6 protein-coding genes are annotated in these 10,235 nt (G+C 44.3%); 3 read left to right on the top strand and 3 right to left on the bottom strand.

The features are described from left to right. Together JGK11_RS05095 and JGK11_RS05090 are read right to left on the bottom strand one after the other, a co-directional pair. A partial coding sequence (locus JGK11_RS05095; RefSeq protein WP_293210850.1) for a transposase occupies window positions 1–408 on the bottom strand: 408 nt, incomplete at its 3' end. Between the two features lie 21 nt (window positions 409–429). Then, window positions 430–618: a hypothetical protein gene (locus tag JGK11_RS05090; RefSeq protein WP_293210846.1), complete on the bottom strand. Its 189-nt coding sequence runs from the start codon at window positions 616–618 to the stop codon at window positions 430–432. 756 nt (window positions 619–1,374) lie between these two features. Between JGK11_RS05090 and JGK11_RS05085 the strand changes: the two genes are divergently transcribed. The 3 genes from JGK11_RS05085 (at window position 1,375) to JGK11_RS05075 (ending at window position 7,713) form a co-directional block, all read left to right on the top strand. Then, window positions 1,375–2,817, top strand: a complete 1,443-nt coding sequence (locus tag JGK11_RS05085; RefSeq protein WP_293181498.1) for a cytochrome ubiquinol oxidase subunit I — start codon at window positions 1,375–1,377, stop codon at window positions 2,815–2,817. 8 nt (window positions 2,818–2,825) lie between these two features. Then, the gene (gene cydB / locus JGK11_RS05080) at window positions 2,826–3,839 is read left to right on the top strand and encodes a cytochrome d ubiquinol oxidase subunit II (protein ID WP_293181501.1); all 1,014 of its coding nucleotides are present in this window, start codon (window positions 2,826–2,828) and stop codon (window positions 3,837–3,839) included. A gap of 469 nt (window positions 3,840–4,308) precedes the next feature. Beyond that, complete coding sequence (locus JGK11_RS05075) at window positions 4,309–7,713, top strand: PAS domain S-box protein (protein WP_293210844.1); 3,405 nt, start codon at window positions 4,309–4,311, stop codon at window positions 7,711–7,713. A 17-nt stretch (window positions 7,714–7,730) separates the two neighbouring features. On the opposite strand, the gene JGK11_RS05070 is transcribed toward JGK11_RS05075, so the two are convergent. Then, window positions 7,731–9,953: a PAS domain S-box protein gene (locus tag JGK11_RS05070; protein WP_293210842.1), complete on the bottom strand. Its 2,223-nt coding sequence runs from the start codon at window positions 9,951–9,953 to the stop codon at window positions 7,731–7,733. Between the last annotated feature and the right edge of the window lie 282 nt (window positions 9,954–10,235).

Here is a 10,235-nt window from a genome sequence, read left to right as displayed (position 1 = left end):
CGTCTGTTCTCCAATACCTGGAATCGAAGTCAACAGCTCGCGCTGCTGTTTTAAATGCGGATGTTGGTCAAAATGATCGCTAATCATTTTTTTGATTTCGGCTTGTTGTTCTTTAATGTATTCCAAATGAGCTTTCGTAAGTTTAGCTACGGTTTCTGTAGCTGTTTCCAAACGATTCTCTTCCTGTTGATACATCTCGGTTAAAGATTCTAGTCGTCGCAATAAAGCTTGTAAATCCTTGACTTCGAGCGGAGTTGGCTTCCAAAATGACGGTTTAATCGCCGCACAAAAACGAGCAATCAATGCTGCATCTACAGAGTCAGTTTTGGTACGTAAAAGTTCGCTTTTAGCAAACCCTTTAATCCGAGCCGGATTAACCACACTCACCTGGTAGCCTGCTTCATACAGAAACTCAGCTAGGGCATCGACCTAATTGCTCGTGGCTTCCATACAAGCATGAAGTTCTTCAACACCTTGTTTTCCCGGCCACTGATTTAAGCTCTCAAACCCTTCGGTATTATTCGTGAACTTTTTGGGTTTTGAGCCACGTTCTTCTTTCAGTAAAAAAACATGAAAGTCTTTTTTACTGATATCTATGCCTAAAAATGTCGGTGTCATTGTTTGCTCCAAGCTCCCTGTTTGTATGAAAGAACATGACAGGCAATTTAACTAACCTTATAAATGCAGGCTGTCCCGTGAAAACGAGCGCCTAAGATACTGTCCAGTTTTTTATATGCGCCTGTCATCAGTCATGGGAGCTTATCTACGCAACAGACTTGTGAGTGTCTAAGGGGCGGGCCAACTTCACCAATTTCTGATGTCCGATCACAACACTTTCTACTGTCATTTGTACCTATAGGCAAGAAACTTTAATGGTTTCTTTATATTTACTCGTGTTAGGATTCAGTTACAACCGTGTCTGCGGTTTGATTACAACCGTGTCTTCGGTTCTATAGCCTGCGGTCTACGGTTTGATCGCCTGACTCTTTTAAGATACAAGGGGCGGGTTCACCGAAATAACCGCCCAAAACAAACAATCTCAAAAACCCGCCCCCACCCAACCATAAATTCAAATGTACTAAAATCGTATCCCCGCATCAACAAATATCAATCTTGTAAGGGCTGGTTCACCGAAATAATCGCCCAAAACCAATAATCTGGTAAACCCGCCCACCCAACCATAAATTCAAATGTACCTATTTTCCAATAAAAACAACCGATAAACGTATTAAAAAACACAAATCAAATCTGTATAAAACCTTAAAAATTGCCAACCATACAAAATGTCACGAATTTTTACATTACATTGTAGTTAATGTCAATTCTAAAAATTGTGCAAACTAATCTCTGTTGAACTGACCAAAGGACACAAACATGGATATCTTATCTAATACCGTGGCGCTATCGCGGATGCAATTTGCGCTAACCGCCATATTCCATATGCTGTGGCCAGTTTTGACAACGGGAATGGGAATTTATCTGGTAATTGTTGAGGGAATGTGGCTGAAAACTCGCAATCCTGACTATTACCACCACGCTCGTTTTTGGTCGAAACTATACGTTCTCAACTTCGGTATTGGTGTAGCTTCCGGCATTCCCATGGAGTTTCAATTTGGGACGAATTGGGCACCATTTTCCGAAGCCGTGGGTGACTTTTTTGGCAGCATTTTAGGGTTTGAAGCTTCAATGGCATTTATGCTAGAAGCTGGCTTTTTAGGAATTATGCTATTCGGTTGGGGGCGCGTTCACCCGATCGTCCATTATTTCGCTACCATCATGGTAGCCTTCGGCGCAAACCTATCCACTGTATGGATTTTAGTCGCTAACTCTTGGCTGCAAACTCCAGCAGGCGGAGAAATGGTCAATGGCAAGTTTGTTGTCACCGATTACTTTCAAGCAATTATGAACCCCTTCGCATTAAACAGCATTCTACATATGTTTTTTGCGACGTTAGAAACTTCCCTGTTTGTAATTGGTGGAATTAGCGCTTGGTACATTCTAAATAAGCGCAACGAAGCCTTCTTTTCCAAATCTTTAAAGATTGCCATAGCGACGGCGATCGCAGTTGCACCTTTGCAGATATTCATCGGACATTTGAGCGCCGAACAAGTCTATCACTATCAGCCGACAAAATTAGCAGCGATCGAAGCTAAATGGGAAACCTCAGCAGCCGGAGAATCAGCCGATTGGACTTTGCTAGCTTTGCCTAATGAAAAAGCCCAAAAAAATGACTGGGAAATTAAAATTCCCAATGGCTTAGGATACGTTCTAGAATTCAAACAAAAACTTTCCGAACCAGTCCTCGGTTTAAAAGAGTGGAAACCAGAAGATCGACCCCGGATGGTAGGTTTAATCTACTATTGTTTCCGCATCATGTCCGGGATTGGATTCTTCTTTGTAGGATTGATGCTGTTCAGCACAATTCAGTGGATGCGAGGCAAACTTTCTGCTGAAAATATTAGCAGTCAACCTTGGTTGATGCGCGCTTGGATCTTAGCAGCACCCCTGGGATATATCGCTGTAGAATCGGGTTGGATTGTGCGCTGTGTAGGCAGACAGCCCTGGGTTTTATACGGGCAAATTCGCACGGCTGACGGCGTATCAAATATCCCCGCTAGCAATGTTTTAACTTCTCTGAGTTTCTTTGCGATTATTTACAGCTTTTTGTTTGTTTGCGCCTTGTATTTTGGCAGCCGCATTATCCGCAAAGGCCCTAATTTAAATCTGTCAGTACCTGGTTTAGGCAATCAACCTGCGATCGAAACTGAACTCGCAGAACACATTCCCGATCAACGCCCTGTAGAAGCACAACAATAGGAGATTTTATGCAAGCTTTGGAGCATTTTCTCCCGCAAGTCTGGTTCATCATTTTGGGTTTATTTCTTTTGCTCTATGTCATGCTAGATGGCTTTGACTTAGGGGTGGGAATATTATCTTTGACTGCTTCTGATGACGAGCGCCGAGGCATTTTAATGACCAGTCTGGGCAATGTTTGGGATGCTAACGAAACATGGCTGGTTTTAATGGGAGGCGCTTTATTTGGTGCATTTCCTTTGGCTTACGGCACAATTTTAACTGCCTTGTACATACCGATTTGCATGATGCTTTTCGGTTTAATATTTCGGGCTGTAGCCTTTGAATTTCGCGAGCATTCTAACCGCAAGTTGTTTTGGAATTATGCTTTCGGTGCGGGCAGTTTTTTGGCAGCTTTAGCTCAAGGATTTGCCCTCGGCGCGGTGCTTGAAGGCATTGCGGTGGATGAAGCGGGTCACTTTGTGGGGACTACTTGGGATTGGCTGGATTGGCGATCGATCTTGGTGGCTTTGACACTGGTTCAAGGCTACGTGTTGATCGGTTCCACCTATCTGATTATGAAAACCGATGGGGAATTGCAAACAAATCACTACCGCACCGCTAAAATTGCGGCGGTGACAACATTAATCGGAGCAATTTTGATTACCATCGCCACTCCGGTTTTTTATGAAAGTACCAGAGCAAGATTGTTCGATAAACCGCTAGTTTATGTTTTTGCGGCGATTCCCGTGCTGGGATTGCTGCTGGTTGGACTCTTGCTCAGAAGCCTGGAACAAAAACAAGAACGCACGCCGTTTGTCTGGACGATTATGATTTTCTTGCTCAGTTTCATCGGTTTGGGATTGATTGTTTTTCCCTACATTATTCCGACACAACTCACGATTTACCAAGCGGCGGCGGCACCCAGCGCCCTGGTATTTATGATTGTGTTCATCGGCTTTCTGATCCCGATCATGATTTTCTACAACATCTACAACTACGTAGTATTTCGGGGTAAGGTTGCTGGTGGCCATTACGGCGAATAAAGCAGCATAACACCGCAAATCCAAGTAAAGACACCCAAATCTCCCCAGATTTAAAATTAATCCGATCTGCGGATATTTGCGTGTCTTTGCTGTTGACAAATATCGATTTCTGAGCGTCAGGGTTCTGATTTATTAATCAAAAAAACATAAAACTTTTTGTTTTCGCCCGCGAATTTAAGTGAATCTACTTATAAGAATGCTGAAAATTTCTGTATAATTAGTATAGAAAATGATTTCTATGCTCTTTTTGTCTGGCAACAGTTACAAGTTTTGGCTGTGTTTGCCTAACTATTGTCTCAGGTGCGTCGAGGCGAGATTGTCACTTTTTTTCAGGATTTAAGGGTGTTCCGGTACGAGGAACCTTATTGTTCTGTGAGTTTTGAGAATTAGTAGAAATAGAGTAACTCGTAAGTTGGTTGGCGATATTACGCAAATACTATGTATTATTTTACACCTGATTCAATAATTTATGTCTGAATTTTTAGACGGCGATCGAGAAATCAATCCCCCATCAGCAGCAGACGATCGCACTTTGATTTGTTTCAGAGAGAGGAAATTGCGGACTATTTGGGAAACTGCTCTAGATGCGATCGCGATCGCCGATAACAAAGGGCGATACCTCAATGTCAACCCCGCCGCCTGCGAATTGCTTGGACTAAAAAGAGAACAACTCCTCGGGCGCTGGATCTGGGAGTTTGCAAAACCAAGCTGGAATTTTCAACAGGTGTGGGAAGAATGCCAGAAACCGGAAAAAGTGCAGGGTGAATTTGAGTTAGTGCGGGCTGATGCAGAGATTCGCACCGTCGAATATGCAATAACGCTCAACTTTTGGCCTCACCGCTACTTGTTAGTCATGCGAGATGTTACAGGGCGCAAACAAGCCGAAACACAAGTCGAAGAACTTACCCGCCAACTCGCCCAAACCCAAGCTCAACTTCGGGAAGCAGGTATCGCACCGGAGAGTCCCATCAGTCCCACAGATACTGGTATTTTAGAGCAAATTGCCCGCCACATCCCGGGCGTTATTTATCAGTTTCGCATGGATATTGATGGTGGTTTCCATTTTCCCTATGCCAGCGGCAGACTGGAAGAGATTTACGGCGTTACCCGAGAACAAGTGCAACAAGATGCGACTTGTATTTTCAATCACCTCCATCCTGAAGATTTCGATCGCGTTTATCAATCGATTCTCGATTCTGCCCAACATCAGACACCTTGGTGTTGCGAATACCGGCTGTGTTTTCCCGACGGGCGGTTGCGGTGGTTGCGCGGCGATTCTACACCGCAGCGACAACCCGATGGCAGCACTATTTGGCATGGCTATGTTCGGGACAATACCGAGAGCAAAGCCGCAGAAATTGCCATCAAAACCAGTGAAAACAGATTCCGCACGATCGTGGAAAATCTCAACGATATGGTTTATATCGTCAATCCCGATAGCACCTTCAGCTATGTCAGTCCCCAATTAAAAGAAATCATGGGATATGAAGCAGCAGAAATGTTACATGAGAGTTTTGCTAATTGGGTTTATCCAGAAGATTTACCAATTTGTAAAAATACTCTCGATCGCTCTTTGCAAGGTGAGAAACTGCGGGGATCTGAGTACCGAGTTTTGCATCGAGATGGCAACTATTACTGGCACTCTGCCAATGTATCCGCGATCGTAAATGACGCTGGAGAATTCGTTGCCTGTTTGGGAATAGCGCGTTACATCCACCCTCAAAAACAAGCACAAATCGCTTTAGAAGAAAGTAACAGCCGCTGGCAGTTGGCTATAGAAGGAGCGGGAGATGGCACTTGGGATTGGAACCTCAAAACCAATGAAGTCATCTTTTCCAGGCAGTGGAAAGCGATGCTGGGCTATGCAGAACACGAAATTGTGAATGATTTAGCAGAGTGGGACGGTCGGGTACATCCAGAGGATAAAGCTCAATGCTATATAGATTTTGCCAAACATTTTCGCGGCGAAACTTCTACCTGTCGCAACGAACACCGCCTGCGCTGCAAAGACGGTTCTTACAAGTGGATTTTAGACCGGGGTCAGGTGGTGGAATGGGACGAAGAATCTGAACCGATGCGGTTTATCGGCACTCATTGCGATATCAGCGATCGCAAAACCGCAGAATTAGAGTTAGCTGCCTCTCAAGCAGAATTAATCGCACTATTTAACGCCATGCAGGATGTGATTATGGTGCTGGATGCAGAGGGACGCTATCTCAAAATATCCCCCAGCTCGGCTCCCTTGTTGTACAAACCTACCGCTCAAATTTTAGGTAAAACTCTTCACGAAGTTTTACCCAAAGAATCAGCAGATTTTTTCCTAGAGTCGATTCAAGAAGCGATCGCCAATCAATGCGTGACGCAGTTGGAATACTCATTACCAATTGGCGATCGCTCAGTCTGGTTTGATGCCAGGATTTCTCCCATGTCTCAAGAGCAAGTGGTGTTTGTCGCCAGAGATATCACCGATCGCAAACGCCAACAGCAAGCTCTCCGCTTAGTAGTCGAAGGTACGGCGGCAAAAACCGGCGCAGCATTCTTCAAAAGCTGCGTTCAATATCTCGCCAAGGCACTAGAAGTTCGCTATGCTTTGATTGCTGAATTTGGTGACTCTGAAAAAACGATCGCCACAACTCTAGCATTTTGGGCGGGAGATGAATTTGGGGATAATTTTACTTACCATCTATCCGAGACACCCTGTCAAAATGTCGAGCGGTGTACCGAGATATGTCGGTATCCCAATCTCTTGCACTGCTGGTTCCCCAAAGATGATAATTTAGCAAGTCTCCAAGCCCAAAGTTATGCGGGTGTACCGATTGTAGATGCCGCTGGAAATTGTTGGGGATTGCTCGTAGTGATGGATACTGAGCCGATGGTGAAATATCTAGAAATGCAGTCAGCTATCTTGAGAATATTTGCCACCCGTGCGGCTGCGGAAATGGAACGGATGCAGGCGGAAGCAGCAGTGCGTCAATCAGAAATTCAACTGCGGCTGCAAACTGAAGAATTAGAAGCAACCCTGAAAAAGTTGCAGGATACCCAAACTCAGTTAATTCAAGCGGAAAAAATGTCTAGTTTGGGTCAATTAGTTGCCGGAATTGCCCATGAAATTAACAATCCAGTCAGTTTTATTTATGGCAATATTCAACCTGCTACCGATTGTGCGAGCGAGTTAATTCAACTAATTCATCTTTACCGAGAGCATTATCCGATTCCGCCCCAGGCGATTGCCGATTTTATCGAAGATATCGAGCTTGAGTATCTAGAAAATGATTTTTATAAGCTGTTGAAATCGATGAAAACTGGAGCCGCGCGCATCAGCGATATTGTTAAGTCGCTGCGGACTTTTTCGCGGTTGGACGAAGCGGATTTAAAAAGCACAGATATTCACGAGAATCTCGAAAGTACCTTAGTGATTTTACAAAATCGCTTGAACGGTAGGGCGGGAAAACCAGAAATTCATGTCGCCAAATATTATGGTGAAGTACCTCTGGTTGAATGTTATGGCGGTTTGTTAAATCAGGTATTTATGAATTTGCTGGTGAATGCGATCGATGCGATCGAACAAAGGCGAGAAAGCCTAGAACCCAGCGCCAAATTAAATTATATTGGTCGGATCGCGATCGCCACTTCGTTCGCTGCTGACAATCGCGTGTCGATCTCGATTCATGATAACGGTTGCGGGATAACTCCCGAAGTTCAAGAAAAAATATTTAATCCCTTTTTTACGACTAAACCGGTGGGTAAAGGTACGGGGATGGGGCTAGCAACTAGCTATCAAATTGTCACGGAAAATCATCGGGGGAAGTTGTGGTGTTTTTCGACACCCGGAGAGGGGACGGAGTTGGCGATCGAGTTGCCAACTTGCAAGTAAAATTATCTATAGCTAGTTTATAATGGAAGCTCGATCGCAAATTCCGTCCCTTCGCCCAAAACCGAATGGCAGATCAAGGTTCCGCCGTGTTTTTCCACCACAATTCGGTAACTGATGGCTAAGCCCAAACCGGTGCCTTTCCCCATCGGTTTTGTGGTGAAAAACGGATCAAATAATTGGTGGCGCACGTCTTCTGTCATGCCGATCGCATTATCGGCAATCCGGATGCAAATAATATTTTCGTTAAGGGCTTCTGTGTGAATGCTAATAGTTGGTTTCCAGTTGCCACTACCCGTTAGCGAAGCCCTAGGAGAGGAACGCTTTTTTTGCTTCCAAGCATCTTCCAAGGCGTCAATACTGTTGCTAAGCAGATTCATAAATACCTGATTTAGCTGACCTGGATAACATTCAATTAAGGGTACTTTCCCGTAATCTTTGATGACTTTAATTTCGGGATATTCGGATCTAGCTCGCAGTTTGTTGTGCAAAATTAGCAGTGTGTTGTCTATGCCTTCATGAAGATTGGCAGGCTGCTTTACCGAGTCGTCTAAACGCGAGAAGTTTCGCAAACTCAGAACTATTTCGCGAATGCGATCTGCTCCCATTTTCATCGAAGAGAATATTTTTAATAAGTCTTCTTTCAGGAATTCTAAATCTATGTTTTCAATATATTCTTGAACTTCTACTTGTGGTTGAGGATAGTGTGTTTGGTACAGTTCCACAAGCTGCAATAAGTCTCTCATATATTGGCTGGCGTAGGAAATATTGCCGTAGATAAAACTCACGGGATTGTTGATTTCGTGGGCGACTCCTGCTACCATTTGACCGAGACTTGACATTTTTTCGGTATGAATTAGGTGAGCTTGAGTTTCTCGGAGTTCTTTGAGAGCTATTTCTAGCTGCTGGGCTCTGTTGTTGGCGATCGCCTCGGAGAGTCGCAAAGCATCCTCCGCTGCTTTGCGCTCTGTCACGTCAAAAATGGCGCCGTTGAGGGATGAAATTTGACCGTCTGGGTTGAAAATAGCTTGACCTTTTTCTGCAACCCACCGCACGTTTCCGTTGCTGTGAATCAGGCGATATTCGATCGCGTAAGGTTGTCTTGTCTTAATCGCCCGATCGACAATTTTATCGATCTGCCCCACGTCATCGCCATGAACTATACTAGAAAAAGCTTGCACGGGTTTTTGCATAAAGTTATCTGCCGGATAGCCGGAAATAGCTTCTATGCCGCTGCTGATAAAAGTTAAGCTCGATCGCCCCGCAGCACTGCAACGGTAAACTGCGCCGGGAATATTGGAAACTAACGATCTAAATTCTTGTTCCCTTTCCCGCAAAGCTGCCTCAATCCGCTTGCGATCGCTAATGTCGCGAGCAAAAGCGCACTGATATTCTTTACCGTTAAATTGCCAATGGTCGATCGTAATTTCTACTGGAAAAATGCGACCGTATTTAGTGCTGTGGTGAACTTCAATATTAACGGAACCGCACCTTTTTAAGACTTTCCAGTGCAAATTCCAAGCAGTTTCAGGAAAATCGGGATTGATGTCGTGCACAGTTAGATCGAGCAATTCTGTGGCAGAATATCCCAATGAACTGCAAGCGGCGTCGTTGACGTACAAAAATTTACCGTCCGCTCCCATCCAGAATACCGCATCTGCCGATCGGTCGATCGCAAATTGAGCCAATTGCAACTTTTCCTCAATCCGGTGGCGATCGGCAATTTCTTTTTGTAACAGTTCGCTTAACGAACTGAGAGTTAAAGCGCGATCGACAATATCATCTGTCGGTGGTTTTGCCAATTCTGCTGTCTGTGTATCATCTTGCTGCTGATTTTCTGCTAGCTGTTTTAACGGCTGTTGTGGAATATCTTCTGTGAGATTTAAGTCAGATTCGGTAAATGCTTTCGGCATCAGGGCGATCGCAAATCCGGCTAAGAGCAAAGAAATCACACCACTTGCAGCTTTGAGATCTACCGACAGCCAATCAATGGAATGCCAAAGCGTCCAAACTTGCGTTAATTGAGCAGCGCCGCAGCCCAAAAAACCGACAGCAAATAGCCCTCCAATCTTGCTGTGAGAACTTTGGCGGGTAAAATAAACCAAAGATAGCGCCAGAGAGCAATAAGCGAGTGCCGTCAGCGAGTCAAAAACAGCGTACAGTCGCAACTGGGCCAGCCCGTCGCAGCCAAGTGCGGAAGATGCAGGCAGTGTTGCATAAAAAAATGTTAATAATTCTTGCATAAATTTCAAGAAAAAAGTTATTTGCAGCAATCCAAATCCATCAAATATAATTATTTGATTTCGGTGGCTGAAAAATGTTTACATAATTATATACTTTTTTCATTTTTTATGAAACAGCTATTTTTGCATGGAATGTCAAAACTGTATAGCTTCGGCTGACAGTTGACAGTTGACAGTTGCCCTGTGATAGTTGACAGTTGACGGTTTAAACAATACCGATGCAACCGGAAACGATATCAAAGGGTGGTAATGGGGAAAAAGGCAATTGGTAGTTCCTGTAAG

The sequence above is a fragment of the Microcoleus sp. PH2017_34_RAT_O_A genome (assembly GCF_020737885.1).
In the GTDB taxonomy this organism is placed as follows: domain Bacteria; phylum Cyanobacteriota; class Cyanobacteriia; order Cyanobacteriales; family Microcoleaceae; genus Microcoleus.
The sequence above is the reverse complement of the archived record's forward strand: the minus strand, read 5'-3'. Positions and strand labels throughout refer to the sequence as shown.

Bases quoted from the DNA above. Each gene is read 5' to 3' on its own strand.
- JGK11_RS05090 (WP_293210846.1), bottom strand. From the start codon at position 618: ATGACACCGACATTTTTAGGCATAGATATCAGTAAAAAAGACTTTCAT.
- JGK11_RS05085 (WP_293181498.1), top strand. From the start codon at position 1,375: ATGGATATCTTATCTAATACCGTGGCGCTATCGCGGATGCAATTTGCG.
- cydB (WP_293181501.1), top strand. From the start codon at position 2,826: ATGCAAGCTTTGGAGCATTTTCTCCCGCAAGTCTGGTTCATCATTTTG.
- JGK11_RS05075 (WP_293210844.1), top strand. From the start codon at position 4,309: ATGTCTGAATTTTTAGACGGCGATCGAGAAATCAATCCCCCATCAGCA.
- JGK11_RS05070 (WP_293210842.1), bottom strand. From the start codon at position 9,953: ATGCAAGAATTATTAACATTTTTTTATGCAACACTGCCTGCATCTTCC.